This is a genomic window from Actinoplanes oryzae (genome assembly GCF_030757795.1).
Classification (GTDB): domain Bacteria; phylum Actinomycetota; class Actinomycetes; order Mycobacteriales; family Micromonosporaceae; genus Actinoplanes.
Genome location: NZ_JAUQWH010000079.1, coordinates 13395 through 40248, shown reverse-complemented (window position 1 = coordinate 40248; position 26854 = coordinate 13395). Strand labels below are relative to the sequence as shown.

24 protein-coding genes are annotated in these 26854 nt (G+C 72.1%); 4 read left to right on the top strand and 20 right to left on the bottom strand.

Annotated elements, in window-relative coordinates:
- Positions 1–203 precede the first annotated feature (203 nt).
- Positions 204–728: a hypothetical protein gene (locus tag RBH18_RS24320; RefSeq protein ID WP_306211667.1), complete on the top strand. Its 525-nt coding sequence runs from the start codon at positions 204–206 to the stop codon at positions 726–728.
- A 48-nt stretch (positions 729–776) separates the two neighbouring features.
- Here the strand turns inward: RBH18_RS24320 and RBH18_RS24315 are convergent, their stop codons facing one another.
- From RBH18_RS24315 to RBH18_RS24275, 9 genes are all read right to left on the bottom strand, one after another.
- Complete coding sequence (locus RBH18_RS24315; protein ID WP_306211665.1) at positions 777–1622, bottom strand: site-specific integrase; 846 nt, start codon at positions 1620–1622, stop codon at positions 777–779.
- 538 nt (positions 1623–2160) lie between these two features.
- The gene (locus tag RBH18_RS24310; protein WP_306211663.1) at positions 2161–2493 is read right to left on the bottom strand and encodes a helix-turn-helix domain-containing protein; all 333 of its coding nucleotides are present in this window, start codon (positions 2491–2493) and stop codon (positions 2161–2163) included.
- Positions 2494–2820: 327 nt separating this feature from the next.
- Positions 2821–3576 carry a DUF6082 family protein gene (locus RBH18_RS24305; protein WP_306211661.1) on the bottom strand — a complete coding sequence of 252 codons (756 nt, stop codon included), beginning with the start codon at positions 3574–3576 and terminating at the stop codon, positions 2821–2823.
- 1207 nt (positions 3577–4783) lie between these two features.
- Positions 4784–5458 carry a hypothetical protein gene (locus RBH18_RS24300; protein WP_306211659.1) on the bottom strand — a complete coding sequence of 225 codons (675 nt, stop codon included), beginning with the start codon at positions 5456–5458 and terminating at the stop codon, positions 4784–4786.
- Positions 5459–5543: 85 nt separating this feature from the next.
- Positions 5544–5684: a tyrosine-type recombinase/integrase gene (locus RBH18_RS24295; RefSeq protein ID WP_306211657.1), complete on the bottom strand. Its 141-nt coding sequence runs from the start codon at positions 5682–5684 to the stop codon at positions 5544–5546.
- Positions 5685–5854: 170 nt separating this feature from the next.
- The gene (locus tag RBH18_RS24290) at positions 5855–6397 is read right to left on the bottom strand and encodes a hypothetical protein (protein ID WP_306211655.1); all 543 of its coding nucleotides are present in this window, start codon (positions 6395–6397) and stop codon (positions 5855–5857) included.
- A 537-nt stretch (positions 6398–6934) separates the two neighbouring features.
- A complete protein-coding gene (locus RBH18_RS24285; RefSeq protein ID WP_306211652.1) occupies positions 6935–7696 on the bottom strand; it encodes a class I SAM-dependent methyltransferase in 762 nt (253 codons plus the stop codon).
- A gap of 58 nt (positions 7697–7754) precedes the next feature.
- Entirely contained in the window at positions 7755–8942 is a 1188-nt protein-coding gene (locus RBH18_RS24280; protein WP_306211650.1) for a metallophosphoesterase, read from the bottom strand.
- Between the two features lie 36 nt (positions 8943–8978).
- Positions 8979–9626 (bottom strand): nucleoside/nucleotide kinase family protein, encoded by a 648-nt coding sequence (locus RBH18_RS24275; RefSeq protein ID WP_306211648.1) that lies wholly within the window; start codon positions 9624–9626, stop codon positions 8979–8981.
- Positions 9627–9813: 187 nt separating this feature from the next.
- Here RBH18_RS24275 and RBH18_RS24270 point away from each other — a divergent pair, with 187 nt between their 5' ends.
- A complete protein-coding gene (locus tag RBH18_RS24270) occupies positions 9814–10950 on the top strand; it encodes a ScyD/ScyE family protein (RefSeq protein ID WP_306211646.1) in 1137 nt (378 codons plus the stop codon).
- 130 nt (positions 10951–11080) lie between these two features.
- Here the strand turns inward: RBH18_RS24270 and RBH18_RS24265 are convergent, their stop codons facing one another.
- Both RBH18_RS24265 and RBH18_RS24260 read right to left on the bottom strand, forming a co-directional pair.
- Positions 11081–11737, bottom strand: a complete 657-nt coding sequence (locus RBH18_RS24265) for a hypothetical protein (protein WP_306211644.1) — start codon at positions 11735–11737, stop codon at positions 11081–11083.
- Between the two features lie 65 nt (positions 11738–11802).
- On the bottom strand, positions 11803–12063 hold the full coding sequence (locus RBH18_RS24260) for a hypothetical protein (RefSeq protein ID WP_306211642.1): 261 nt from the start codon (positions 12061–12063) through the stop codon (positions 11803–11805).
- Positions 12064–12320: 257 nt separating this feature from the next.
- On the opposite strand from RBH18_RS24260, the gene RBH18_RS24255 reads away from it, so the two are divergent.
- Together RBH18_RS24255 and RBH18_RS24250 are read left to right on the top strand one after the other, a co-directional pair.
- Positions 12321–13115, top strand: a complete 795-nt coding sequence (locus tag RBH18_RS24255) for a polysaccharide deacetylase family protein (RefSeq protein ID WP_306211641.1) — start codon at positions 12321–12323, stop codon at positions 13113–13115.
- Positions 13112–14152, top strand: coding sequence for a glycoside hydrolase family 26 protein (locus RBH18_RS24250; protein ID WP_306211639.1), 1041 nt, complete (start codon positions 13112–13114; stop codon positions 14150–14152). The genes RBH18_RS24255 and RBH18_RS24250 overlap by 4 nt, the downstream gene beginning before the upstream one ends.
- Positions 14153–14155: 3 nt before the next feature.
- Here RBH18_RS24250 and RBH18_RS24245 read toward each other — a convergent pair whose 3' ends face one another.
- The 9 genes from RBH18_RS24245 to RBH18_RS24205 all read right to left on the bottom strand — a co-directional run bounded on the left by RBH18_RS24245 (position 14156) and on the right by RBH18_RS24205 (position 26841).
- Complete coding sequence (locus RBH18_RS24245; protein WP_306211637.1) at positions 14156–17284, bottom strand: helicase HerA domain-containing protein; 3129 nt, start codon at positions 17282–17284, stop codon at positions 14156–14158.
- The gene (locus RBH18_RS24240; RefSeq protein WP_306211635.1) at positions 17281–17994 is read right to left on the bottom strand and encodes a hypothetical protein; all 714 of its coding nucleotides are present in this window, start codon (positions 17992–17994) and stop codon (positions 17281–17283) included. Before RBH18_RS24240 ends, RBH18_RS24245 begins: the two co-directional genes overlap by 4 nt.
- On the bottom strand, positions 17987–19018 hold the full coding sequence (locus RBH18_RS24235) for an endonuclease domain-containing protein (protein WP_306211633.1): 1032 nt from the start codon (positions 19016–19018) through the stop codon (positions 17987–17989). The genes RBH18_RS24240 and RBH18_RS24235 overlap by 8 nt, the downstream gene beginning before the upstream one ends.
- Positions 19019–19173: 155 nt before the next feature.
- Entirely contained in the window at positions 19174–20055 is an 882-nt protein-coding gene (locus RBH18_RS24230) for a bifunctional 5,10-methylenetetrahydrofolate dehydrogenase/5,10-methenyltetrahydrofolate cyclohydrolase (RefSeq protein WP_306211631.1), read from the bottom strand.
- 47 nt (positions 20056–20102) lie between these two features.
- Entirely contained in the window at positions 20103–20978 is an 876-nt protein-coding gene (locus tag RBH18_RS24225; RefSeq protein ID WP_306211629.1) for an aminoglycoside phosphotransferase family protein, read from the bottom strand.
- A gap of 61 nt (positions 20979–21039) precedes the next feature.
- Complete coding sequence (locus tag RBH18_RS24220; RefSeq protein WP_306211627.1) at positions 21040–22068, bottom strand: hypothetical protein; 1029 nt, start codon at positions 22066–22068, stop codon at positions 21040–21042.
- Positions 22065–24458 (bottom strand): YML083C domain-containing protein, encoded by a 2394-nt coding sequence (locus RBH18_RS24215; protein ID WP_306211625.1) that lies wholly within the window; start codon positions 24456–24458, stop codon positions 22065–22067. The genes RBH18_RS24220 and RBH18_RS24215 overlap by 4 nt, the downstream gene beginning before the upstream one ends.
- A 107-nt stretch (positions 24459–24565) precedes the next feature.
- Positions 24566–25879, bottom strand: coding sequence for a glycosyltransferase (locus tag RBH18_RS24210; RefSeq protein WP_306211623.1), 1314 nt, complete (start codon positions 25877–25879; stop codon positions 24566–24568).
- Positions 25876–26841 carry a glycosyltransferase family 2 protein gene (locus RBH18_RS24205; protein ID WP_306211621.1) on the bottom strand — a complete coding sequence of 322 codons (966 nt, stop codon included), beginning with the start codon at positions 26839–26841 and terminating at the stop codon, positions 25876–25878. Before RBH18_RS24205 ends, RBH18_RS24210 begins: the two co-directional genes overlap by 4 nt.
- Positions 26842–26854: the final 13 nt, after the last annotated feature.

The following is a 26854-nucleotide window of genomic DNA, read 5'->3' as shown; positions in this document are numbered from 1 at the left end:
TGCACTTGTCTTACTGGCGAGACCGCTTGTTGGACTGTCGCGAGTTCCGCTTCCATGAGCCGCCCTCACCACGTTGCGTGACGGCTCAGCCTGTGTCCCCATCGCGGTCTTTGTTGGTCACCGGCTCGGTCCGTGTGGGTCCGCCTGCTTCGTGAAGGAATCGGCGTCGATGGTCGGCAGGTCGGCTCTGTGATCATTCTGGGGTGACCAGTTTTCCCGCGACCGCGCGCCGGGTTCGTGACGAGAGCCTTGACCCCCTCCAACGGCGGGTGCGTCTGCGGAACTGCCTCTATCACTTCGCGCCGTATGGTTTCCACGCCACTTGGCATCACCTGGCGACCACGCACCGTATCCCGGGACGTGTCGAGGCCGATCCGTCGTCGCTGGTCCGAGCCCTCGACGAGCTGGAGGCGGCCCGCGCTCTGGTGCGGCCGAGGGCAATCGCTTTCGCCGCCCAGCGACGCCTGCAGAAGCGTGAGGGCAGACGCGTGCCAGCGGCGCTGCATCCGTGGGACTCATGGGGTTGCCACGACATCGCCTACTGCCCTGATCCGCAGAAGCATCCGGCCGAGCCGTTGCCCGTCGTGGTGGACCGGGTGCTCGATGCGTGCGCCGCAGGGGCGGACCGGGCCGGAAGGTGCCTGGTCTGCGGCCAGGAGGACTGGGACCTGGGGAGAGTCTGCCAGAACTGCGGCGTCGCGTCGGGAGGCCGAGGCAACCGTCACTGATGCATGGATGATCGTCGTGCTGGGTTCCGCGTCGGGCGGGAGAGGCATCTACTTGCTGCGGTCACCGGGGGCGTAGGTGGACCAGGTGGTGCCGGCCTCGGCGGCGAGTCGCGCGGTAGTGACCTGGTGGTAGCCGAGTGCGGTGGCGACGATCGGGGCTGGCAGGTCGAGGACGTGCTGGCGGATTGCGGCGGTGCGGCGGCCGGGAAACAGCCAGCGTGAGTCCCGGTTGGTGGCGGTGCGCTGGCCGAGGTACTCGAGCAGCAGGACGGCGGCCGGCTCAGGCATCGGTGAGGGTGGGTCACCGAGCCGCAGCAGGATCTGGTCGGTGTCGCGGATGATGTCGTCGATGGTCAGCCGGGTGATCCGGCTGACAGGCTGGGCGTAGATCAGCAGGATCATTGCGGCGACCCGGGTGCGCAGTGGGGTGCGGTCGTCGGTGAGGGGTCGGCCGAGCAGCCGGGTCCGGCCGCGTTCAGGCAGCGGCGTGCCGCCCGGTCCTTGGGCGGTGGGCAGCTTGAATCGTGGGCTGAGCCGATTCGAGGCTGACCACTGCAGGAAGCCTCGGACGTTGGCGCGGGCGCTGGCGCTGTGCTCGACGGCCCATGCGTCGACGTCGGCCCGGGTGCAGTCGGCCAGCGCGCGGTCTCGGGCGGCGAGGCAGCCGAGCAAGGCGCTGGCCTGGTCGATCTGTTCGCCTGCGTAGCGGCGACCGGCCGGACTGATCGGAGGGGTCTCGGCGCGGGCCCGCAGCCGGGGCAGGAGGTGCCAGGTCGCGAACCGGCGCAGCAGCTGGGCGTGGTCTGGGTCGCCGACGGCGGTGAGGTGCTGGTGCAGCCAGCGCTCGAACAGCAGGATTTGCTTGTCGATCGCGGGCAGCAGCCCGCAGGCCATGAGCAGCTCGCGCAGGTGCGCGGCCGCCCGCCAGGGCTCCAGGCCGCGGAACGGCTCGTGGTTCAGCTGGATTTCTTCGCGAGCCAGATCGTGGAGGAGCTCGGTGGCGCGAGGTCAGCCGGGCTAGTCCGGTCAGCGGGTTGTCCATGCCGAGCAGCTGCTCGGCGAGCGGCGCCAGCTTCGGGTGGATGCGGCCGGTCCCGTCATCGAGGAGCTCGGCGATCCGGTCGGCGAGCTTGCAGCGGGTGCAGCGGCGGCTGCCGTGCAGTTTGCCCTCGTGGCCGCAGCGTGAGCAGGCGTAGGACATGGTGAATCCGGCGCAGTCCGGGCAGATCGCGGCGACGTCGTCCGGGCGCAGGCCGGGCAGAACCCGGTCGGCGCCGCAGCCAGGGCAGCCACCGTGCTGGCGTAGTGCCCGGTCGTGGCAGGTGCGGCAACAGTGCCCGTCGGGCCAGCGGGCGGCGAAGCTGCCGTGCCGGCCGCAACGGGCGCAGTCGCGCTTGTGCCAGCGTTCGTACTGCTCGGCGGTGTAGAGGGCTCATTCGTCGGGCAGTATCAGGGTCGGGCGGGGTCGGAATCTGCCGCCGGTGGGCGGGGCGGGCAGGTCGCCGGCGGCGGTCTTGCGGACGCGGGCGTTCTGCGCGCTGGTGGTGATCAGCTTGGCAGGAGTGCAGCCGAGGATGTCGCAGAACGCGGACAACACCTGCAGCGACAGCCGCTCGGGGGTGCCGGAGACGAGTCGGTGGACCTGCGAGGCCGACAGGTCGATGCCGCGGTCGCGCAGCAGCGGCATCACGTCGGTGGCGGTGAAGATCTTGTGCTGGGCCATCACTTCGCGCAGCCGCCACTCGTAGCTAACCTTGCGTTTCATGCCTTCCTCCCGGCCTGGGTGGCGAGCGCGGCCGCGGTCGTAGCGTCCAAGTGCCGGCGCAGGGCGCTGGTGCGGTAGTCCGACGAGACGCACTCTGGCGACGTCGGATATTGGAACTGTCGGAATGCCTCGACTTCGCCGTTCGGAGCTCGACCGTGGTCAGGGTTAGGTCGGCCGTGGCCCAAGATCCACGTTTGGTGGACTGATGTCGCGAGCCCGGCTCATCGGCCCAGCGACACTCGGCAACCGCCCACGCTCGTTGCCAGCCAGCACTAGGGCGCCGAGCGAATCGCGGCATGATTGAGCCTTACTGCCGCCGCTGCGTAATTACCGCTGCTGGCTAAATCTACGGGCCTGCCGTGCTCCGAGGGTCGCTCCAGTGATCAAGCCCCCGCCGAGAATTAATAGGCCAAGAAACGCCCGATCTCTTGCTCTATTTCTGTCATCATTGCCAGTCGAAGCTGATGAGCTTATCGCCGGCTCGGGAGGCCCGGCGAGGACGGCACGCTCATACGACGCGTCTAACATGCCGACATACTTGCGAGACTTCTTGGTGAAATAGCGGGCAACCCAGACGGGTCGCATAGACTCCCAATACGCGCGCCCTGTGTCGAACTTGAAGAACCGCGGGAATACATCGCCCATCAGAGACTGCTCGTCGAAGAAGTCGATGGAATACCCGGCGTGCACATAATTCAAAAAGTATGTAGCAAAAATTTGCCGACGAGCATCCTCGGTGTCTCCTGTGACCTCGTGCCCCATAAGAGGGTAGTAGGTCTCAGGTTTTTCAAGGCACAGCGTCAACATTTGCAATTGAAAAGCCCTGATGGCTTGCGTTCGAGCAATGTGGGCCTGCTGGCGTTGCACCAGTAGGGATGCGGCAACTCCGATCAACGCCAATGCGGTGAGAATTGCCGATACTCCACCATAAGCTTGCCCAACGTTACTCAGAGTCCCCCAATTATCAGTCGTTAGTCTGTTAGCGCGCAAGAGAAGACTTGGAGACAATACCAGGGCCCCGACTCCGAGCAGGGTAGCCAGCGAAAGGCCGGTGGTCAGAAGAAGACGACTACGAGACTTCACGAGATTTCTCCCAGGTCAGGTTTTCGGTGCTTCGTTATCGTCAGATGACAGATGTGGTCTCGCCGCAACCGAGGGATAAATCGCTGACCCAAGTGAAATCGCACGTGCCATTAATCTCGCGAGCGGCGACCCTGGTTAGAGCCTCGCGAAACGCGCTCAGATCTCGAAAAATCCGAATGCTGCTGGATGGCAGTCGCAACGTGATGTGGTTGCCCGTCCTCATCGGCGGCTGACGTCCGCCGCATAGGCGCCCAGTCCCTGCCGACGCGCGTTGCCAGGCGACGGTGACGGTGATGTGGATGCCGAGCATGCGGGCGAGGATGGCGGTGGGTAGCTCGGTAGCGAGTTGGAACAGTGCGGTAGAGCGGGATTGCGCGGGGTTGAGGCCGAGGTTCCGGAGTCGTTCGCCGAGTCGTAGGGCGCTGATGGGCCGGCCGGGTTGGCCCCTGGGGAACAGCCAAGGTGAAGCCGTGGCTGCGCCGATGGTGGCGTGTCCGCGGCGGACGGCGGCGAGGTCGTGGCCAGGTCGGCGAGCGGTTCGGGGAGAATGACTGGCTCGCGGCCGAGGCACAGGCGGGTGCTGTCTTCGCTGATCTGGAGGTGGTCAAGGGTGAGTCGGCTGATTGTGGCGGGCCGCTGGGCGTAGGGCAGGATAAGCGAACCGGCGACACGGTCCGCGGGTTCGATGGTGTCCTCGTGCAGCAGGCGGCGGGCGTGTTCCCAGCGGGCCTCCGTGTCGATCGGTGTGGTGGGGCCGTTCCATCGTATGGCGGGGAGCTCGGGCGCGGTGAGTTTGTTGCGGCGAGCCCAGCGGATGAAGTTCCCGGCGGTGCGGGCGGCGTTGTCGTGGGCCAGCCATTGGCCGAGGTCAGCTTGGCGGGCGGTGGTGAGGGTGTGCCATCGTCGGCGAGCCGGTCGAGCAGCGTCATTGCGGCGGCGATGCTGCGTTTGGCCGTGACGAATTGGTGGTGGGTGGCGTCGGCGCCGTTGAGCCGGGCGCGTAGGCGTCGTAGCACGTGCCAGATGGCGTAGCGCCGCAGCAGGTGCTGCTGGTCAGGGTCGGGTCGCGCGGCGATGGTGGTGGTGATCCAGCTGTGTAGCCGGGTGAGGTGTTCGTCGCGGGAGGGGAGGGTGCCGATCGCGGCCAGCACGCTGCGCAGGGTGCTCGAGGGGTTTGCCGGGTGGCAGGGTGTCGAGGCGTCGTGGGTCAGGGGCTGTCCGGTGAGGGCTGCAGGATGGTGGGGCCGGTGCTGCGGTTGAGCCAGGTTTCGACGGCGGAAAGCCGGCTGGTGGTCGCGAGCGCATCGTGTAGTGCTTGTAGTTCGGGCCGGATGGTGCCGGTGTCGTCGCCGAGGAGTTGGGCCAGGCGACGGCGGATGGTGCAGCGGGCGCAGCGGGTGTTGCCGCCTGCGTGGATGCGGCTGGGTGTGCCGCAGCCGGGGCAGGTGCGCCAGAACCCGGGGCGGGTCTGGCAGAACGGTCCGGCCGGGGTGCGGACGCCAACCGGCCGGTCGCGGCCGCAGTTGGTGCAGGTTTCGAGGTTGGCAGGCTGGCGCAGTAGACAGGTCGGACACATTGGTCGGCCGTGCTCGTCGCGGCTGCCAGGCTCGCGTAGCGCTCCGCAGTCGGCGCAGGGACGGGCTCGGGACTTGGCCACGCAGTTGCGGCAGAGCCACTGCCTGTCGATGCGCCGATGCAACGGGATGCGGCGCTGGTAGTGCGGGCAGGCCGGTGGCCCGATCGTCTGGGCGCCCGCAGCGACGCTCCGGACGCAACTGCACCACACCGGAGACGAGCTGCAGGCGGGCCGCACCCGCCAGATCACCGCGCCCAACCCGTCCTCCAAGCCCACCAAATGGCGACCGTTCGACGGCAGGGTCATGCATTAAACGGGATCATCACGCAAGCAGCGCAGCCCACAGCCGGTGCCGCAACGCCGTCTCGGCCCCATTACCGGGCTGCACCAATTAGGCGACCTGCGAAAAGTCACCCGTCTGATGCAATTCCCGAGATTTGGTGTAGATCGAGGTGGTGGAGGCGTGTTCGTGGCCGACCTGCTCCTGGACGAACCGGGCGTCGTGGCCGTCCTCGATGAAGGTGGGTGACATAGGAGCGGCGGAACGAGTGGAAGTCGAGGCTGGCGTCGAGGCCGAGGGAGTCGCGGTAGGCAACGAACCGGGAGTTCAGCCGTTGGTTTCCAACCCGTCGGCCGTGTTCGGACGGCCAGGCCGCCGGGTTGCCGTCGAAGCCGAAGTGGGGCCGGATCTCGGTGAACCACTCATCGAGCACGTCGGTCGTCCAGCCGAAGACGGTCAACACGCTGCGCCGTTTCGGTGGGAAGCCCTTCTTGGCTTGCCGTGCCGGACATAGCAGACGCCGTACTCGCCGAACTCCGTACCGCGCGGGTTGCGGCCGAAGTCCGTCGCGTCCAACATCCGGGTTTCGTTGCGGCGCAGCCCGTAGGCGTACGCGGTCTTGAACAGGTTTTGTCCCGGAATGCCGGGAGCCAGCCCTTGCGGCCGAAGCTACGGACCTGGTCGACCTGCTCGTCGCAGTAGGAGAAGAAGGTGTGCAGCTCGCGGAGGGTGAAGGCGTGCTTCGCGGCGTCGGCCTCGTTCTCCTGGGCGTGCACCGCGGTGTTCCAGTTGTGGACCACCTGGATCGGGTGCGACCCGAACCGGGCCTCGCACTGCTGCGCCCAGTCGTAGGCCGGGTCGGTGACGTACTGGCAGAACGAACCCACCGCGTCCTGATAGGAGCGGATTGTGGTCCGCTTGACGTGCCGGATCGAGCGCAGGTCACCGAGCCACTCGTCGAGCATCTGCGGCGCCCACTGCTACGGGAACGCGTTAGCCGCCGCCGCGAACGCCCGCACGGTGGCCCGGCGGCCCTCGACCGAGCTGGCCGCGAGGTTGCGCGCGAGCTGCTGGTTTCGCCCTCCGTCGAGCATCGCGTCGAACACTTGCTCGGCTGGGCGCAGCTGCGGAACCCCATCGACCAACTGCAGCCGGGCTGCGCCCGGCGCCGACCCATTTGACTCTACGCGTGACCACCCTCCGTCACTCGCATCCAACGCCTTGATCTCGCATCAGATGCGACCCGCGCCGGATTTGGGCTGGTCAATTCATTGGAAGTAGGACGGCGGAAATCGACGAGTCGCGCGCCCGGTACAGTCACTCCAGGGTTGCCGCTCCTAGCGTATGCGCAGCTCAGGGCACTGCCATTCGGCCGGGGATGCGGCATGCAAAGTGTCGCCAGTTCGCATCAGATGCAATACGCGTCAGATCCCAGTTCCGGTCCGCAAGGAACGGGAACGATAGCCGACCCGGGCTGTGCCGCGCACGCCGGTTCCGGATGGTCAGGCGGGGCGGGCCGCGACGGCGAGGACGCGGCGCATCGAGCCCCAGGCGGCGAGGGCGCGGCGCCCCTCGTTCTGCAGGGAGAGGACGGCCGGGTCGGGGCCGGGGACGGCGAGGGCCTGCTCGTACATGTCGCGCTCGGCGGCCAGCCACTCCGGCCGGTCGTGGACCTCGACGCCGGTGAAGCCGGCCGCCGGGAGGTCGCGGGCCAGGTCGAGGGCGCGGATGCGGGCCGGGACGCGGTCGTCGCCCGGGGTGACGGCTGCCCAGCAGGTCAGGGCGAGGCGGCCGCCCGGCTTGAGCACGCGGTGGAACTCGGCCAGGGCGGCCTGCGGCGGCTCGGCGAACTGGGTGCCGTCGACGCACATCAGCGCGTCCGCGCCGCCGTCCGCGACGCCGGTGGCCGTGAGCGTGCCGACGTGGAAGGACGCCCGGCCGGCGGGGAGCCGGGCCGCCGCGATGGCGCGGGCGTGCCCGAGGGCCACGGCCGCGAAGTCCACCCCCACGACCCTTGCCCCCGTACGGGCGGCGATCTCGATCCCGTAGCCCCCGCGGCCGCAGGCGATGTCGAGCAGCAGGCCGTCCGGGGGCAGCCGCAGGTGCTCGGTCAGCTCGGCCACGCCGGGCCACGGCAGCACGCTGGCGAACCGTAGCTCCGGTGGCAACCCCAGCGTCCGGGCGACGATGGCGTCGCGCACCGGCGAGGCGGCCATGTCGGCGTACCACTGGTCGAAGTAGGCGGCGTCCCGTGCGGCGGTCATCCCGGCATTGTGCCCGGCCGCCCGCGGACCTGGGTGCGGCAGCGTGGCACGGCCGTGGTCACGGCCGGGGCGCGTGCAGCGTGAGCAGGGTGATCTCGCTCGGGGCGAAGATGCGGAAGGGCGGGCCCCAGAATCCGGTGCCGCGCGAGGTGTAGAGCTGGGTGCGCTCGCCGTGCCGGCTCAGGCCCTGCAGGACCGGCTGGTCGAGGCGGACCAGGTAGTGGAAGGGCCACATCTGGCCGCCGTGGGTGTGCCCGGAGAGCTGCAGGTCGACGCCGTGGGCGACCGCGCCGGTGACCTGCTGCGGCTGGTGGGCCAGGAGCAGCACCGGCAGGCCGGGGTCGGCGCCGCCGAGGGCCGCGTCGTGGTCCATGTGGTGGCCCGGGACACCCGAGCCGGCGGCGGTGCGGTCGTCGACGCCGGCCACGACGAGGCTGTCGCCGCCCCGGCTGACGATCACGTGCCGGTTGTGCAGGGCCTCCCAGCCGAGCGAGGCCATGTGCTCGACCCAGCGCTGCGCCCCGGAGAAGTACTCGTGGTTGCCGGTGACATAGACCCGGGCCAGGGCGGCTCGTACGTCCCCGAGGGGCGCGGCCATCTCGCGGCGCTGGGCCACCTCGCCGTCCGCGATGTCGCCGGTGTGCGCCACGATGTCCGGCTCGAGGGAGTTGACCACCGCGGTCACGCCCCGCGACCAGCGCGCCCGGTCGATCGGGCCGTAGTGCGTGTCGGTCAGCAGCACCACCCGCAGGCCGTCGAGCCCCGCGCCCAGCCGGGGCAGCGTCACGTCGACGCGCTGCACCCGCGAGACGCGCATCGCCTCCCAGTGTCCCCACAGGAGCAGGACCAGCGCGATCACCGCGACCGCCGCCGTGACGATCCGCGAGCGTGCCGGGTCGCCGACGCCGGCGGCCCGCAGCACCAGGCTCAGGACGTTGCCCAGGAGGGACCACACGAGGAGCACCCACACCACGCCGAGCAGCGTGTCGGCGATCCGCGCGGCGCCGTCGCGATGCCGCCCGCCGTGCCCGGAGACCATCAGCAGCGGGAAGGCGGCAGCCGCGGCGGCGAAGACCACGGTGCCGGCCACGAAGACCGGCGTGGGCCAGTCGTTGCCGGACCAGACCAGGGTCCACCACGGCACGCCGAAGAGCAGGGCCAGCACGGCGGCGACGACGAGGGCGAAGCGCGCTGCTCGCCCGGGCCGGCGGCGAGGCCCGGCCTCCACGGTTTCCCCTACGGACACGCCGCCAGTCTGTCACGCCCGGCGCGGCGAGCGGGCCTACGGGCCGAGCCGGCGGAGCACGTCGCCGGGCACGATCAGGTCGGCGCGGTCGCGGGTGGCCTCGATCAGCTGCGCGTTGCGCTCGTCGGTGCCCAGGGCCCACTCCCGGGCGGCGGCCGGCTCCTTGCCGAAGCGGACGTGCCGGGCGATCAGCCGCTCGAGGCGGGTCTCGCGGTCCAGCCCGGCGTACCAGACCTCGGCCACGAGCGGGCGCACGCCGGCCCAGCGGGGATCGTCGAGCAGCAGGTAGTTGCCCTCCGAGACGATCAGCCGCGCGGCCCGGGGCACCGGGATCGCCCCGGCGATCGGCTGCTCCAGCACGCGCTCGAAGCCCGGCGCGTAGATCATGTCGTCGGTGTCCTCGCGCAGCCGGCGCAGCAGGTTCGCGTACCCCAGGGCGTCGAAGGTGTCCGGGGCGCCCTTGCGGCCGCGGCTGCCGAGCCGGTCCAGCTCCACGTCGGCCAGGTGGAAGCCGTCCATCGGCACGTGGGCGACCCCGCCGGGGCTCTCCCGCGAGATCGCCGCGACCAGCTCCTCGGCCAGGGTGGTCTTGCCCGCGGCCGGCGGGCCGGTGATGCCCAGGACGGCCCGCTGCCCGTCACGCACCAGCGCCCGGGCCCGCCGGACGAGATCATCGAACGTCATCCGCCTATCGTGCCCGCCGATCGGCCGGACCGCCGGAGCGATCGCCCGACCCCGCCCGGGTGGCCCGATCCACCCCATCGGGTCGGAAACGCGACGTCCGGGCCGGTACGGCCGTTCGGGCCATGTGCTCCGCCCCGGCACTTCCCGGAAGGTCCAGGTCAGAACCGACTCATTCTGGGGGGAAGACATGTACGTCACGCGTTCCGTCCTCGCCGCCGTTGTCGCGGCCGGCGCGCTCACCGTCTCGCTCGTCCCGGCGCTCACCGCGTCGGCGGAGACCACGGCACAGCCCGAAGCACGCAAGCCACGGCCACCGCTGCTCACGGTCGCCGAGGGGCTCGACAACCCGCGCGGCCTCGCGTTCGCACCGGACGGCAGCCTCTATGTCGCGGAGGCCGGCCGGGGCGGCCGGGGCCCCTGCCAGACCGGGCCGGAGGGGGACAAGGTCTGCTTCGGCCGCTCCGGCGCGATCACGCGGATCCGGTACGGCCACAGCAGGCGCGTCCTCAGCGGCCTCCCGTCCCTCGCCGCCCCGGACGGCAGCCAGGCGGGCGGACCGGCCGACGTGGGCACCGACCGCCGCGGCACGCTGTCGTGGATCGTCGGGCTGGGCGGCGATCCTGCCCTGCGCGACAAGCAGCCCGCCCTGCGCGGCATGGCCAAGCTGTACGAGCGCGGGCGGCGCGGCCCGCAGGCGGTCGCCGACCTCGGCGCGTACGAGCGGCGGGTGAACCCGGACGGCGTCGAGCCCGCCGACACCAACCCCAACGGCCTCGCCGTGGCCCGCGACGGCCGCTACGTCGCCGACGCCGGGGGCAACAGCCTGCTGCGCGTCGACAAGCGCGGCAAGATCCGTACCGTGGCGGTCTTCCCGCAGCGGATCGTGAAGGCGCCCGCGGGTGTCCCGGGCGTGCCGGCGGGCAAGCCGGTTCCGATGCAGTCGGTGCCCACGGCGGCGGTCCAGGGCCCGGACGGCGCCTGGTACGTGTCCGAGCTCACCGGCTTCCCGTTCCCGGCCGGCCAGGCGCGCATCTACCGCGTCGAGCCCGGCGGGAAGCCCCGCGTGTACGCCACCGGGCTGACCAACGTCATCGACCTCGCCTGGGGCCCGGGCGGCCTCTACGCGCTGGAGATCTCGCACAAGGGGCTGCTGTCCGGCGACGACACCGGCGCCCTGGTCCGCGTCGGCCGGCACGGCACCACGGTCGTCGCGTCCGCCGGGCTGCACGCGCCGGGCGGCGTCGCGATCAAGGGCCGCGACGCGTACGTGACGAACAACGGCACCTCGGCGCGCACCGGCACCGTCGTCAAGATCCGCCTGTAGCGGCTACGTCGAAGGGCGCGTCACCGCGGAGGTGACGCGCCCCGGCCGGTCGGCGTTGCCGCGCGCGACCGGCCCGTCCCGCACCTCCCGGTCCGGGCACCGGGCAGCGGGACGCGAGTTCCGGGGGGCCTTACATCCCCAGCCGCAGCGCGGTGACGCCGGCGGGGGAGTGCGGCCGGGCGATGCCGCGGATCAGATCGGAGTGCACCGACCCGGGCAGCTGGGTGCCGAGTGCGCACAGGGCCGGCCACAGGTCGAGCACGTCGCGGTGGCTCAGCGCGCCGACGCCGATCATCAGCCCGTTCACGGCCGACGGGGTGCGGACCAGCTCCGCGCACAGCTCCATGCGCCACACCGGGTCCTCGACGTTGGCGGCCAGCTCACGGGCGATGCGGTTGGTGGCGGCGCAGCTCTCCTCCGGCGCGGCGTGCCGGCCCGCGGAGGAGGCGGCGAAGGCGGGCACCGGTCGCACGGCGACGCCCAGCCGCAGCGACAGTTCGGGCAGCGACAGCGTCTCCAGCCCGAAGGCGCAGGTGTCGCACATCCGCTGGTACGTGTCGGCGTGCACGTTGACGGCCTCGCCCGGACAGCCCTCGCCGGAGCGGCAGTCGGTGTCCATGACGATCTCGGCCAGCCGGCCGGACTCGTCGAAGCGGCCGATGCCGAAGAAGGGGTCGGGGGTCTCGCGGTAGCGGGCCAGGGCGGCCCGCTCGCTGCCGTAGGCGTCGGGGTCGATGCCGATGCGGGGGACGCCGTGCTGCGCGTGGAGGTGGATGAGACGAAACATCCTGGTCACTCCCGGGGGTGAGGGAACGCTGCGCCCCCAGGTACGGGCGGCGGGCCCTCCAAGGTTCACTCCTCACCGTGAGTGAACGAAAATTTTCCGCCGTGCCGGTCAGGGACGACCCGGAGCAGATCAAATGTGACTGTATGTAGTGCGTAGATGGCGCCCGTGATCACCACGAGCATCCCGGCGAGCACGGCCGTCAGCGTGCCGTCCAGCGCGTGCCACGCGGCCGGCAATGCCGTGGCGCCGAGGACGAGCGCGGCCTCGGCGCCGGACTCCATCCAGCGGCGTGCGGTTCCGCTCGCGGGCGAGGTCATCACAGTCATGGCGGTCACTCTGCCGACCGGGGCGCCCGCGGCACCTCCCTCCGGAGCCGGAGTTCCGGCTATGCCTTTCGGTGGAGGTCCGCCAGCCAGTGACCGCTGCCGATGCCTGGTGGCCGGGTGGTGGACACGCCGAAAAACGCGCCGTAACGTTGTCTGAGCGGCGCAAACACGCCGCGGCACGGGCCCGGGACCGGCATCGCCCCGGCCGGGGATCTGACCGAAAATGGTCATGCTGCCGAGCGTGGGGGAGAGTTGCGGTGACCGTCTGGCACCTGCCGGCGCTGATGTACCACTCCGTCTCCGCCGTCGACGGCCCCCTGCACGACCTCGCCGTCCCGCCCGCGCGCCTCGCCGAGCAGCTCACCGCGCTCACCGCCGCCGGCTACCGGCCCGTCGGGCTCACCGAGGCCCTCGACCTGCTCGACGAGGGCTGCACCGACCGGCTCGTGGCGGTCACCTTCGACGACGGCTACCGCGACTTCCTCACCCAGGCGGTCCCGGTGCTCACCGAGGCGGGCGCCGGCGCCACGCTCTACGTCTCCGTCGGCCACCTCGGCGACCACGCCGGCTGGCTCGGCCGGCACGCCCCGGCCTTCGGCAAGCTGCTCACCTGGGACGAGCTCGCCGAGGTCGCCGACGCCGGGGTCGAGATCGCCAACCACAGCCTCGTGCACCACCCGCTCGACGTGCTGCCCGCCGCGCAGCTGCGCGAGGAGGTCACCCGCAGCAAGGACGAGCTGGAGCAGCGGCTCGGGCGGCGGGTGCGCGGGTTCGCGTACCCGCACGGCTACAACGGCGCCAAGGTGCGCGCGGCCGTGCTCGCCGCCGGCCACGACAACGCCACCGAGGTCGGGCGGCGCATGCACACCCCGGCCGAGCGGCGCTTCGCCGTCCCCCGCTTCCAGCCCACCCCGGACATGACCGGCGCCGACCTGGTCGCCGTCGTGGGCGGGGGCGGCTCGACGCTCGTCCCCCGGGTCAAGCGGGCGGCCCAGCCCGGCTGGCGGGTGGTCCGCCGGGTGGCGCGCGCCGCCGGCCGGAACCTGACATGAGAGGTACGCACCGGAAGCCGGCCCGGCTCACCCGGCGCCACCTGCTCGGGCTCGCGGCCGTCGCGGCGGTGCCGGCGGCCGGGGCGTACGGCGTCCAGCGGCTCCGGGCCGACCAGAAGCCCGCCGAGGCGCACACCGAGGTGGCCGTCCCCGTGGTCTCCGCCTCGGCCGTGCCCAAGGCGGTCCGCGCGAGCGGGGGCACGGTGCCGTTCCGCAGCGGCAAGGCGCTGCTGGGGGCGTACCTGGATCTGTCGGGTCTGACCCAGGCGCAAGCCCTCGCCCTGCGCAAGCGGCAGACGGGCCGCGACGAGCGGATCGTGCAGGTCTTCTTCGACTTCTACGACACCCTGCCGACCCGGGTCGCCGGCCTGCCGGAGCACGCCTTCCCGATGGTCTCGTGGCGCGGCACGTCCTACTCCGAGATCACGACCGGCAAGAGCGACGACCTCATCGCCAGGGCCGCCCGCCGCCTCAAGGCCCACGACCGGCCGGTGCTGCTGCGCTGGGCCTGGGAGATGAACGGCGACTGGTACAAGTGGGGGCCCTTCAACAACGGCAACGACAACAAGGGCTTCATCGCGTCGTGGCGGCGCATCCACGACATCTTCGCCGACGAGGGCGCCGACAACGTCTCCTGGGTCTGGAGCCCCAACTGGAACTCCGTGCCGGCGCGCGACTGGAACACCTTCGAGGCCCTCTACCCGGGCGACAAGTACGTCGACTGGGTCGGCGTCTCCGGCTACAACCTGCACAAGGAACGGCCGGAAACCCTTTTCGACCCGATCTACCAGGCCTTCGGCACCCGTAAGCCGATCATGATCTGCGAGGTCGGCGCGGTCGACCGCGGCGGCACCACCAAGGGAGAATGGATCACCCTCCTCGCCGACTGGGTCGAGAAGCGCCCCGCGGTGGGCGCGGTCGTCTTCTTCGACACCGACACCCACCCGGGGTACGACGAGAAGTGGCGCATCGACACGAACCCCGACAGCCTCGCCGCCTACGTCGCACTCAGCAAGCGGGCCCGCTTCTCGGGATGAGGGTCACTTGCGGCCGGCGTAGCGAAGGACCTCCTCCTGGGTCAGCGGGCTCCGGGGATGGTGGCTGAGGCACAGCGAGGTGCGCACCTTGCCGAAGGCCGAACCCTCCGGTGCGACGTAGAACTCACCGCCGCGTAGCTGCGAGATCCCGGGCAGATCCCCGCCCTTGGCCCGCGCCACCTCCCGGGCGGCCTCGATCTGCACCGGCGCGTTGAGCAGGCCGAAGAACTGCGTGGCGGCGTTGCCCGGGATCTGATTGTGCAGGCCCTTCGGCGACTGGGTCGCGAAGATCAGGCCGAGGCCGTACTTGCGCGCCTGGGAGGCGAGCGACAGGGTGCTGCCGGTGCAGGCGGTCATCGCGCCGGACGGCGCGAAGGTCTGGGCCTCGTCCATCACGAACAGGCCGCCCAGCGGCCGGTCGCCGGCCGGATGCCGTTTGATCCACGCGAACAGGGCCAGCTGGAGCTGATTGACGAAGCTCTGCTTCTGATCGTCGCCGGGCAGCCCGATCAGGCTGATCACGGACACCCTGGCGCGCTTCCCCTCCGCCGGAGTGAGCAGTTCGCCCGGGTCGACCGGCTCCCCGGCCCCGCCGAACAGCGGGTCGATCACTGTCGCAGCGGTCAGCGACTGGCCCAGCTCCGACGCGATCCTGATGGCGTCGGTCCCGAACGCACTGGCGGAGGCGGGCAGGTCGACGAGCATGCCGATGAAGCCGCGCAGCGTGGTCTCCCGGTGGCGGCGGGCATAGAAGACCAAGGCCTCCTTCAGGACCGCGCGGCCCTTCTCCGCCTTCGCGCTGCGCCCGTCCACCTTGGCCCGCGGCGCCAGGGCGGCAAGGGTCGCGTCGATGGCGGCGTCGAACTCGTCGGCGTCGCCGACCAGGGGCCGGAAGTCCGGGAGCGGCTGGAAGGCGATCGGCCGGCCCGCCGAACGACGCGGCGTGTAGATCACCACATCGGTGCTGTCCCGATACTCCCGCGCCTTTTCCGCGTCGCCGGGGCGCCAGGCCGCCGGTGGCTCCGGCCACGGCTCCCCGAGACGGGCGAGGTCGTTGTTGGGGTCGAGCACGATCGTCGACACGCCCTGCAAGGCGCACTCCTCGATGATGCGGCGCAGCAGCACGGTCTTGCCCGAACCTGATCCGGCGAAGATCGCGGTGTGTTTGCGGAGCGCCTCGAGCTCGACCGTCACCGGCTGCGCCGTTTCCGGCGCGATACCCAGGGTGATGACGGGTCCGCGCGGCGCTGCGGGTCCGCGCGGCGTCGCGGGTCCGGCCGGCGCGGGGACCGGAGGCGGGCCCGGCAGCCCCGGCCCGGCGTCCGCCAGGGCCTCTCGCAGGAATCCGACTCCCGCGGTCGGCTGCCGGGCCACCAGCCAGGCCGGCAGCTCCGGCGGCGCCTCGACGAACAGCTCCCGCAGCGCCGCCAGGATGCGCAGGTCCTCGTCGCTCACCGGCAGGCGCCGCCCACCGGCCTGCTCGAAGGCCGCCACCGCTTCCCGGTTCTTGACGCCCCGCGGCCACTCGGCGTTGCGGAGGAAGAACAACCGCCGATGACGTACGCCGCCGGCCAGCCCCGCCTCGGTGCAGCCCGCCCGCACCCGGTTCAGCACGGCGTTGGCGTGGTAGCCCGGCGAGATGCCGCGGAATCCCCAGTGCTCCTGGACTTCCGCCTCCTCGTCGATGGTGCGGCGCAATCGCGCGTGCAGCGCCGGTCTCGTGCTCGGGGGCGGGTCCTGCTCGAAGTGCTGACCGGTGTCCCCGCGCTCCGCGATCCAGGCCCGCAGGCCGGCCGACAGGAGGCCGGGAAGCTTGGCGTCCTCGGCGGTGGTGCTGAAGACGTCGTCGACGACCGCGGCCGCCTTGAGCTCGGCGAACCGCTGGTCGATCCCCGCCAGGCCGGCGTCCGGCGGCCGGGGAGGGGCGGTTTTGCCGGCGGCGGGCTCGTGGGAGGTCCGGAGGTCCATGAGTTCCGTCACGACGCCGCTGGCCACACACGTACGGATGTGGTTGTCGACGATCTGCAGGAGCTCGCGCGGTTTGTAGTCCGCTGCGGCCTCGAACGCTTCCGTCCGCACCGGCCAGGTCGGATAGGGCGCGACGAAGCCGGCTGCGTCGTAGTGCGGTTGCAGGCGCCGGGCAACCAGTTCCCGGCCGACCGCCGGGGCCGGCACCGACCCGAGATGCCGGCGCGCGACGAAGCGGTCCTGCACCGAGGCGATCGCGTACCGCTGGATCACCTCCCAGGTCGCGTGCTGGGCGGCGATCACGACCAGGGTCCTGCGCATGCGCTCGCGCAGGTCCATCAGCCCGTTGGCTGTCTGATCGAGCTGCAGCGAGTCCTGCCACTCAGCGCTGCGCCCGGCCCGCATCGCGTTGGCGAGCGGGGCCAGCAGCCCGTCCACCTGATCCACCGCGACCACGGACGGGCCGGTCAGCGACAACAGCCAGGACAGCTCCGCGACCACCCGGTCCGGCGGGTGCACCTCGCGGGGCAGCCCCCAGGGCGAGCGCTCGCCCGGCTCGCACTCCTCGCCGGACTGGAGGAAGTTGCTGCCCACCTCCTGGGACCGGAAGTCCCCGGCGTTGGCGAGCGCCAGGGCCCGCAGGGTGTGCCGGCACTCCATGGCGACGTGGGGCGAATGCTTGTGCAGGGCGGTCAGGAGCGCTTCGACGGCCGGGCGCCGCAGGGTCTCCGCGCCGATGAGCTGCTGCCGGTCCGCGAAGGGAACCCCGGTCAGCAGGGTGAGCCGGCGCATGAACACCTGGGCCTGCGTCTCGTGCCCGTCGACCCGGCGAGCCAGGCCGGTCAGCATCGAGTGCGCCACGCTGTGCCAGAAGCGTGGCCCGTCCAGCAGGCCGACCAGGAAGAAGTAGCCGTCCTGACCCTGCACCTGCTCGCGGACCCAGCCCAGCAGATGGGTCTTGCCGGTGCCCCGCTGGCCCTGGACCACGATCCCGACCGGGCTGCCCGCGTCGCTGTCCCGGGCGTCGCCGATGGCGTCGAGAATACCGGCGGCCACCTCCCGGTTGAGGGTGTCCACGTGGAACTCGGATCGGCGCCACACGTCGTCCGCGGTCGGCGTCACGTTGATCCGCAGGCCGGTGAGTGCCTTGAGCGCGTCGGTCACATGTCCTCGATCATCAGCACGTGGTGGTCACGGTTGCCGATGACGACCGCGGCGTCCCGGTCCCGGGTCGTCAGCCCCTTCTGATTGGTCTCCTCCTCGACGAGGACCCCCGGCATGCGCGCCAGCAGCCTGAGCACGCCGTCGAGTTCGGCCCTGGTCAGATCGGGCAACCGGTCGCGCAGGTCGGCGAGCCCGATCCAGCCGCCGGCCGGTTCCGCCAGCTCCCGGTACGCCCGGCGGACCCGCTTGTCGATCTCGTCCGCCGCCGGACGGGCCCGCGCCGCCGGTATCGCCGGGGCCGCCCCCTGACCGGCCTCAGCCCTGCTGTTCTCGGGCTCGCGCCGGTCGTCACCGGGCTGGTCTCCGAGCACCTGGGCCAGGCTGTGCCCGGTCCGGTAGAGATAGTGGCCCAGCCGCCGGAGCACCGCGTACAACGCCTGCCCCGCCGAGCCGGAGCCGCGCGGGACCTCCCGGGTCAGCTCCTCGCGGCCCCAGTACCAGCCGTTCTCGGCCAGCGAGAAATGGAACGAGTTCTTCTCCTTGCGGCATTCGATCAGCTTCGCGTCGACGAGTTTGAGCCGCGACTTCCCGGTGAGCTTCAGGCTCGGCGCATACCTTTCCTCGATCTGTTTGTTGGACAGCTCGCCGTTCTCGGCCAGCAGGATCAGCAGCAGGGCGCGTTCCGCCAGGGAGAGGGTCAGGTCAGGCATGCGTGTACCTTTCGTGAGGCGCGGTCCGGCGGCCGTCGAGGAATTGACGGAGCTGCGACACGACCAGGTCGAGATGCCGGACGACCTGGGCGTTGGTGAAGCGCAGGACCGCATATCCGGCGAGCTGCAGTTGCACGTCGCGCTGCCGGTCGCCGGCGAACTGCTCCGGGTCCCGGTGCTCCGGCCCGTCGATCTCGACGACGCATCGCTCGGCGCGCCAGAGGAGGTCGACGCGGATCGGATTGGTGAGCGGATGGGCCTGGTAGTGCTGGTTCCACTCGCGCCCGGCGGCCCACTCGGCGCCGGCGAGTGCGGCCTCCAGCGACTGCTCGGCCCGGCTGGCCGGATGGGGTCGTCCCGCGACCGCGGGGTAACCGATCGGGTCGGACACGTCGTCGTCCGCGTCGTCGGCCGGCGCGACGCCGGCGACCGGCGGCCGGAAGGCGACGCGCACCACGTCGTCGATCGAGCCGAGGTCGTTGCCCGTGAACCAGATCCCGAGGCCGCCACAGTCGGCGAGCCAGCGCCCGGCCGCGATCAGGGCCCGCTCGTTCTCGGGCGTCAAGGCGGCCGGCAAGGCGAACGCGAGCGCGGTCCGGCTCCGGCCGAAGCTGTGCGCGATCACCCTGGCCAGTCCGGCCGCGCGCAGCTCCGGCGTGAAGCGGCCGGGCGTGGTCAGGCCGAGCAGGGCCCGCTCGGCCAGGTCGGCGAGAAAGGGTCCGAAGTGGCCGCCGGCAACCCCGTCGCGCAGCGCGATCGAGCGTACGGCCACCGCTCCGGCACCCGCCGGGTCCTCGATCGCCGCGGCGGCCGGCAGCCAGGCCGGATACAGCTCCCGGGCGACACGGTCCAGCCGGTGCAGCAGGTCGTCGACGAGCGGGGCGGTCCGGCGTGGTGCGACGGGCTGGTACGTGATGACGGCCGGCGCCCCGGCGGGGAGCAGATCCGTCGCCCCGCCCGGCGCCTTCCAGCCGTCGATGACAATCGGTTGATCGAGAGGTAAATCCGTCCAGGCTTGCGCCACGCCACGTCCCTTGTGTCACGAGTCGACCGATTGTTCTGCGTCGGCCGAGATCGAGACAAGGGCATTCCATCGGTCGGGTTCGCCGGGAGAGCCGAAAAAGCAGTCCGGGTGATTTTCCCGCCCGTCCGGAATGGTGCCGCCGGGGTGGGGGCGGCTCAGTGCGCGGTGATGCCGCTCGCCTTCTCCGCGGCCTCGACCGCGTTGCGGAAGAGCATCGCCACGGTTGTCGGGCCCACGCCGCCGACCCGCGGGGTCAGGGCGCCCGCCACGGAGGCGACCTCCTCCGCGACGTCGGGCAGCAGGCGGCGGCCCTCGTAGCGGACTCCCGCACCGATCACGGTGGCGCCCGGCTTGACGTGCTCCGGCTGGATGATGCCCGGCACGCCCGCCGCGGCGATCAGGATCTCGGCGCGCCGGGTGTAGCGCTGCCAGTCCGGCACGCCCGTGTGCACGACGGTCACGGCGGCGTTGGCCGTGGGGCGCTTCTGCGACAACAACATGGCGAGAGGCCGGCCGATCGTGGCGCCGCGGCCCAGGATGACGACCTCGCGCCCGGCGACCGGGATCTCGTAGTGCGCGAGCAGCGCCTCGATGCCCGCCGGCGTGCACGGGCGCGGCCCCGGCAGCCCCACGGACAGCCGCCCCAGGTTGAGCGGGTGCATCCCGTCGACGTCCTTGTCGGGGTCGACGGTCATCAGCGCCGCGTCGTAGTCGATGTGCGCCGGCGGCGGATACTGGATGAGCAGCGCGTGCACCGACGGGTCGGCGTTGAGCCGGTCGATGACCCGGTGCAGGTCGTCCTGCGTCGCCCCGGCGGGCAGATGCTCGTGCGGCGAGACGAAGCCGAGCTCGCCGGCCTGCCGCTGCTTGATCCGGATGTAGCCGGCGCTCGCGTCGTCGTCCCCGACCAGGATCGTGGCGAGCGACGGCTGCACGCCGCCCTCCTTGAGCTTCGCCACCCGCTGGGCCACATCCGCGAGCACCGCGTCCGCCACGGGCTTGCCGGGCAGCAACCGCGCCTCAGAGCTTTCGACCATGCGCCCCAGTATGCCCGCCGCCCCCGCCGCCCGCCGACTCCGTCACCTCAACGCAGGACCTCGGCGAGCTCCGCCTCGAGCAGGGCGGTCACGTGCTGCTGGCGATCGCTGCCGGCCGGGATGCCGCGGCTCGGGCCCTCGGCGAGCATCAGCGTGTAGAGGTGCAGGCGGTAGAGGCCCAGCCGGACCCGCGCCGCGTCGTCCACCACCAGCCCCGTGGCCGCCCGGTAGCCGCGGAGGAAGGGGTGGCCCGGGTCGTCCTCGATGCGGTGGAAGAGGGCGGGGGAGACCAGGTCGAGCAGCGGGTCGCCGTAGAGGAAGCGCTCGCCGTCGACGAGGCCGGACAGGTGGTCGTCCTCGACGAGGACGTTGCCGTCCCAGAGGTCGAAGTGCAGCAGTGCCGGGCGGGTCACGACGGCCAGGGCGGAGCGGTGGCGGTCGATCGCCGGGCGGATGCCGTCGGGCAGGGGCACTTCCCAGTCCTGGGCGTCGGCCAGCAGATCCTCCATGACGGCGCGGTAGGCGGTCGGCCAGTCGGGGCCCGAGGCGCGCTTGCCGGTGTAGCCGAAGTGCGGGCCGGTCAGCTCGTGCACCCGGGCCATGACGCCGCCCAGCTCCTCGCGGGCGGCGCCGGACGACACCTCGGTGAGCGGCCGGCCGGGCAGGAAGGACGTGACGATCCAGTCGTCCGTCGCGGCGAGCACCGACGGCACCGGGGCGAGCCCGGCGACGGCCCGGAAGTAGTCGGCCTCGGAGGTGATCATGCCGGCCTCGTACCTGAGCAGGCGGGCCGACGCCGGCGGGCCGACCTTGACCACCACCTCGCGGCCGTCCGCGAGCGTCGCGCGCCACACGGCGGCGAAACCACCCCCGGACAGCTCGGCCGCGCCGGTCACCGCGCTGCCGAGGGCGGGGGAGATCAACTGATCGACGGTACGCGCGTCAAGAACGCGCTGAGTGGGAGAGCGCACGCCACATTGTGCGTCACTCGGTCGCCGCGATCGAGACAGTTCTATAGGCGGAGTCGTCGCCGGAGCGGTAGAGCCCGATCGTGACCCGGTTGTCCGCGGGCACCGTGACGGTCTCGGTCCACTCGCCGTCGGCGTCGATCGTGATCTGGCGGGAGGCCTTCGTGTCGCCGGCGACCGGGCTGACCGTCACCTTGTACGGGGCGTCCTCGTCCAGCAGCCCGGTCGCCTTGAGCACCACCGTGCGGTTCCCGTCGGCGTCCGCGGGCGCGGGCGGCGAGGCGGACAGCGTGGTGACCGTCGTGCCGTAGGTGGACCGGGACGTGCTCAGCGACAGCCAGCCCGCGCCGCCGAGGATGGCGACGACCAGCACCAGGGGCAGCAACTGGCGGATCAGCTTCCGGCGCTGGGCCCGGTCCCGCGCGGCGACCGTGGCCTCGTCCTCCGGCGGCACGACCTGCATCATGATCGTGTGCGCCTCGGCCATGCCGGGCACCTCCTGCGCGCCGCCGGAAGCGCCCCCCGGGCCGCCGGAAGCGCCGCCCCGGCCACCGCCCGGGCCGCCGCCGGAAGCGCCGCCCGGGCCGCCGGACGGTCTGCCGCCGGAAGTGCCGGCCGGGCCGGCGGACGAGGCGGCCCCCGGCGCGGCGGCCACGCGCGCCGGGCGGATGTCGCCCGTGCTGGTGACGTCCTCCGCGGCGCCGCCCGTCGAGCGCAGCCGCGGGATCGTCGTGGCGATCAGCGCCAGCACGGTCACCCCGGCGGTCAGGGCGGTCCAGCTGACCCGGCCGAGGGGGGCCCGGCAGACGTACAGGAGGAGGCCGCCGAGCACCAGGGTGGCGAGGCTGAGCGCCGGGGCGAGCACGGTGCGTTCGATGCGGGTCAGGACGCGTACCGGGAAAAGGGCCTGGGTCAGCGCCGCACCCGGCAGCAGGAAGCCCAGCAGCAGGCCGCCCGCCACCGCGAAGGGGCGCGGGGTGAAGAGCACGAGCAGCGCGGAGACCAGCGTGGCGGCGGCGACGGCCCGGGTCAGGAGGCGGTTCACAGGTTCCCCATCCGGTAGATGCGGACGGTGCCGTTGTCGTAGAGCCGGTCCACCTCGGGCAGCGTGTCGAACTTGCCGAGCTGCGTGCTGGTCAGCGGCGACGTGATCGAGCCGGCGTGCGGGTCGTTCTCGAAGTACGCCTCGTCCTGCGGCAGCAGCTCGCCGAGCCGCTTGTCCACGACCAGGTACTGGATCTGCAGGTCGCTGACGAGCTGCTCGTCCTCGAGGCTCCACGTGGTGGCGTAGTACAGGGTGCCGACCTCGCGGACCGGGTCCTGCCGCCCGTACGTGGAAGCCAGCGACACCGACGTGATGTCCCCACCCACCCGGTTGCCGTGGCCGAGGGTGTCGCGCTCCCAGTAGGCGGCGCTCACCCCGTACACGTCGACCGAGCGCTCGAAGGCGCCCGCCAGATAGGGGCCCGGCAGGATCGACCCGATCGGGGGCCAGCCGCCCGCCCGCGCGCCGATCATCAGGATCGTGATCATGAGTGAGCCGGCGGCGACGCGGCTGTAGAGGTTCCAGTTGCCCGGCGCCACGTAGTCGATGGCCGGCGCCGCCGCCCGCCAGTGCCGCTTGCCGTCGGCGTCCTTGGCCGGGATCAGCTGCACGCCCCGGACCAGCGCGATCGCCGCGACGATCGAGATCGGCACGTAGGTGAAGGTCGACAGGCGCCCGGCGATCTCCGGGCCGTTCTGGCCGAGGAAGCGCACGCCGTTGCCCGCGAAGAAGATCGCGCCGCCGGCGATCGCGGCCCAGCGCCACGGGTCCCGGTCGGAGCGCTGCAGCATGTCCCGCAGCAGCGCCAGGTAGAGCACGAACAGCCCGAGCAGCCCGATGCCCTGCAGCGCCAGCTGCCCGATGCTCACCGAGGCGGTCGTGGAGGAGGCCTCCGACGTGCCGGCGACGAGGTTCCGTACGGTCTCGACCACCTGGTCGATCGGCGCCTCGAGATAGCTGACCACGTCGGTCGCCACGGTGCCGATCCACAGAGCGACAACGGCAACAGCGATTCCCGGTACGACCAGAGCACTCCAGCGGCGCGGCTTCTGCAGCACCAGCTCCACCACGGCGAGCAGCAGCAGCGTCAGCACCAGCGCGAACGCCGTCACGTGGTGGCTGACCGTCGTCACGACGATCGAGGCGACGGCGACGGCGAGGAACTGGGGGCCGCCCCCGCTGCGCCAGCGCCGGGTCGACCACACGGTCAGGATCAGGAACGGCAGGGCCGCGGTCTGGTACAGGTAGCTGGAGTTGAAGAAGAGATAGTGCAGGGCGGTCGCGTACGTGGCGCAGCAGACGCCGGCGACCGCGGGGGAGCGGCTCGCCCGCAGCACGACCGCGAACATCGTCGCCACGAACACGAGCCGGGCCACGCCCGCCACGACGATGCCCGCCGCCTCCACCGGGAGCCCGGTCAGCGACGCGATCGCCGCGCCCATCTCGGCCAGGCCGGGGAAGTGCACGGCCGGGGGCAGCGCCGGGTTCGGCTGGAAGAGCTTGCCGGTCTCCAGGATGATCGTCGTGCCCAGCCAGTGCTGCAGCTCGTCCGGGAAGCGGAACTGCTCCGGGCTGTAGAACCACTTCAGCAGGTACTGGTTGAGGCCGAGCCCCATGACCAGCAGGAACGACTCGGCGGCCCCGGCCATGCGCCGGCTGAGCAGCCGGACGACGACCGGGGTGAAGACCACGACCTGACCGATCCAGTACGCGATGGTCGCGTTGCCGGTGCCGATGCGTCCCCCGGCGTAGGCGAGCGCCACCATGAGCACGCCCAGCGCCGACATGACCAGGACCACGGGGGCGTGGCCGAACTCGAGCGGCGGCCGGCGGCGCGCCGGGCGCGGGGGCCGGGCGGGATCCTTGACGGGCGCCGGGGCGGACTCCGCCGGGGCGGCCGCGGCCTGCTGGGTGCCGGGCACGACCGGGATGATCGCGGTGACCGCGGGCGCCTTCGCCGGCGTGCGGATGACCTGCGTCTCGTCGCCGGAGGCCGGGGCCGTGGGCCTGGCTTTCGCGGTGGCCCCGCCGGCCGGCCGGGCTTTCGCGGTGGCCTCACCGGCCGGGCGGACTTTCGCGGTGGCCTCGCCGGCCGGGCGGGCTTTCGCGGTGGCCTTGGCGGCGGGCGCGGACGGGCGGATGACCTGGGTCTCCTCCGCGCTGTCCGGCTTCGCCACGCGGCTGGTCGTGCCGGTGGGCAGCCGGATGACCTGGGTCTCCTCGGCCGGCTGCCCCGCGACGGCCGGCTCGTCGGGCCGCTCCGGCAGGGCGACCGTTCTGTCCGGGTCGTCGGCGGGCGGCCGGAGCACGGCGGTCGCATCCGGCGCCGGGATGACAGCGGTCTTCTCCGGGTCGTCCGGCGAGGCGGGCGGGTCGGACGCGTTCAGCATGCGCCCGCCGCTTCGCTCGTCGCCGCGGCCGTCCGGAAGTCCGTCCTCTGCACCATATGCTCCGAGAATGCCCCGCTTCTCGGGTGATTGTCCGGTGAACTGCACGATCAGCGGCTGACCTCGGCGCGAACCTTGGCCCGGGCGGCCCGGCGGCCCTTCAGGTAGAGCCGGGGGCCGGCCAGCATGCCCCGCTTGTTGGCGCCCAGCAGCTCCCGCGGAAAGTCGTCCCGCAGCGTCGACACGCGCAGGCTGTCCTTGCCGGTGAGGTCGCGCAGCGCGCCGGGCACGAGCTTGAGCAGCGGCCAGAGCAGCGCGGGCCGGCCGAGCAGCAGGCTCGTGTACGCGGCGGTCAGCCCGGCGCCGTACCCGATCATCTGCTTGCGCAGGCCCGCCAGGTCGCGCCGGTGGTAGTGGTGGGTGACCGCGGTCGGCTGGTAGACGATCGTGCCGCCGTCAACGAGCACCTTGGTGAAGGCGAGGGTGTCCTCGGAGCCCATGGCCGGCGTGCCGGCGCCGAGCGCGTTGTCCCAGCCGCCGATGCGCTCGATGACGCCCGGCCGGAAGGTCATGTTCGCCCCGGTGCCGAAGGGCGGCAGCGGATAGAGCGGGCTCTGCACGTGGGCGGTCGCCGGGCTGAACGTGTCGGGCCGGAAGCCGCGCCCCTTGCTGTGCCCGCCGAACTGCTCGAACCACAGCTGCGCCTGCGTCTCCAGCTCGGCCGGGACGATCACGCCGGAGACGACGTCCGCCTCGGGGTGGTCGGCGAAGGCGCGGGCGATCTCGGCCAGCCAGTGCGGGTCCGCGTACTCGTCGTCGTCGATCCAGGCGAGGATCTCGCCGGGCGCGGCGGCCTGCGCGGCGTTGCGGGCGAAGGACAGGCCGGCCTTGCGCTCGACCAGGTAGTCCACCGGGCCGCGGCGGGCGGCCGAGCGGACGACCTCGGCGGTCGCGTCGGTGGCCGGGGCGTTGTCGACGACCAGCACCCGGAAGTCGGGGTACTGCTGCGCGAGCAGGCTGTCCAGGCAGCGGGCCAGCGCGCCGGGCCGCTCGCGGGTGCAGACGACGACGGTGATCCGCGGGGCGTTCCGGAGCACCTCGCGGCGGCGGGCCAGGAAGGCGGGCTCGGCGGCGGGCGTGATGCCGTCCACCGGCGCGCCGGCGAGGCCTCGCGACGCCAGCTCGTCCGCCAGCTCGCTCTCGATCGCGCGCTGCAGGTCCGTGGGGGCCAGACCGTTCGCCGGTACGGGCACCAGCACCGTGCCCAGCGGCTCGGTGAACAGCCGGACCAGGGCCCACGCCCGCTCGATCCGCCGCCCGTCCGCGCCCGTGGCGGGCACCGCGGGCAGCGGCTGGGCCAGGTCGAGGTCGAGGACGACCGCCGGGCGGTTCTCCTCGAGGACCGGGGCCTCGACGGCGGTCATCGGGCCACCTCCGCGCTGACGACGGGACGGGGGGCGCGGCGGGCGGCCACGGTCTCGACGGCGCCGCCCCAGCCGGCGGCGGCAACCCCCACGAGCACACCCCCGGCCTTCAGTACGTGGTTCACGCCGCGACCGCGCACGGCGAGCCCGAGGTTGCGGGCGACCGCCCCGGGCAGCGACTTCAGGTAGCTCTGCTCCGAGCCGAGGCTCTTCGACCCGTCGAGCAGCCCGGCCATGGCGACCTTGCCCCGCCCCTCGGCGTAGCAGCGGCGCACGAACCAGGGGAAGGTCGAGCTCGCGGCGGGCACGTCGTGGCGGAGGCGGGCCTCGGGGACGTACATCCAGTGGCCGCCGTCCTGGGCGCTCATCCGCAGGCACAGCTCGGTGTCCTCGGGGCGGTTCTGCTTGCCCAGCTTGCCGAAGCCGGTGCGGAAGCCGCCGACCGCCAGGAACGGCTTGCGGCGCACCACCATGCCGGCCGACCACACGTTGCGCACCGGCGACATGGTCGTCGGCATGCCGCGGTAGGACCCGCCGACGGCCCAGAGGAACTCCTCGGGCATCCAGCGCGGGGCGCCGCGCTCCCACTCGGGGTCGATCGCGTTGCCGGCGCCGACCACCCGCGGGTCGGCGAACGCGGTCAGCATCGTCGCCAGCCACTCCGGGCCCATCGTCACGTCGTCGTCGAGGAACGCGATGAGCGAGGTCGACGTGTGGAAGGCGCCGGTGTTGCGGTTGCCGGAGACGCCCTGGGCGTACAGGTTCTCGAGCACCGTCACGCCGGCCAGGTCGCGGCGGGCGCGGCGGAACAGGGCCGGGTTGTGGTCGACCACGAGGACGATCTCGGCGGGCGCGACGGTCTGCGACTTGGCGGCCGCGACGGTCCGGACGATCGACGCCCAGCGCCGTTCGGTGTGGCACGGGATGACGATGCTGACGGCGGGGCGGGGGGTGGATTCCACGCTGGGTACCTCT

Excerpts from the sequence above, each read along its gene's own strand:
- RBH18_RS24315 (WP_306211665.1), bottom strand. The coding sequence starts at position 1,622 with ATGGCCTGCGGGCTGCTGCCCGCGATCGACAAGCAAATCCTGCTGTTC.
- RBH18_RS24310 (WP_306211663.1), bottom strand. The coding sequence starts at position 2,493 with ATGAAACGCAAGGTTAGCTACGAGTGGCGGCTGCGCGAAGTGATGGCC.
- RBH18_RS24300 (WP_306211659.1), bottom strand. The coding sequence starts at position 5,458 with ATGACCCTGCCGTCGAACGGTCGCCATTTGGTGGGCTTGGAGGACGGG.
- RBH18_RS24295 (WP_306211657.1), bottom strand. The coding sequence starts at position 5,684 with ATGTCACCCACCTTCATCGAGGACGGCCACGACGCCCGGTTCGTCCAG.
- RBH18_RS24290 (WP_306211655.1), bottom strand. The coding sequence starts at position 6,397 with ATGCTCGACGAGTGGCTCGGTGACCTGCGCTCGATCCGGCACGTCAAG.
- RBH18_RS24285 (WP_306211652.1), bottom strand. The coding sequence starts at position 7,696 with ATGACCGCCGCACGGGACGCCGCCTACTTCGACCAGTGGTACGCCGAC.
- RBH18_RS24275 (WP_306211648.1), bottom strand. The coding sequence starts at position 9,626 with ATGACGTTCGATGATCTCGTCCGGCGGGCCCGGGCGCTGGTGCGTGAC.
- RBH18_RS24270 (WP_306211646.1), top strand. The coding sequence starts at position 9,814 with ATGTACGTCACGCGTTCCGTCCTCGCCGCCGTTGTCGCGGCCGGCGCG.
- RBH18_RS24265 (WP_306211644.1), bottom strand. The coding sequence starts at position 11,737 with ATGTTTCGTCTCATCCACCTCCACGCGCAGCACGGCGTCCCCCGCATC.
- RBH18_RS24260 (WP_306211642.1), bottom strand. The coding sequence starts at position 12,063 with ATGACTGTGATGACCTCGCCCGCGAGCGGAACCGCACGCCGCTGGATG.
- RBH18_RS24250 (WP_306211639.1), top strand. The coding sequence starts at position 13,112 with ATGAGAGGTACGCACCGGAAGCCGGCCCGGCTCACCCGGCGCCACCTG.
- RBH18_RS24240 (WP_306211635.1), bottom strand. The coding sequence starts at position 17,994 with ATGCCTGACCTGACCCTCTCCCTGGCGGAACGCGCCCTGCTGCTGATC.
- RBH18_RS24230 (WP_306211631.1), bottom strand. The coding sequence starts at position 20,055 with ATGGTCGAAAGCTCTGAGGCGCGGTTGCTGCCCGGCAAGCCCGTGGCG.
- RBH18_RS24215 (WP_306211625.1), bottom strand. The coding sequence starts at position 24,458 with ATGCTGAACGCGTCCGACCCGCCCGCCTCGCCGGACGACCCGGAGAAG.
- RBH18_RS24210 (WP_306211623.1), bottom strand. The coding sequence starts at position 25,879 with ATGACCGCCGTCGAGGCCCCGGTCCTCGAGGAGAACCGCCCGGCGGTC.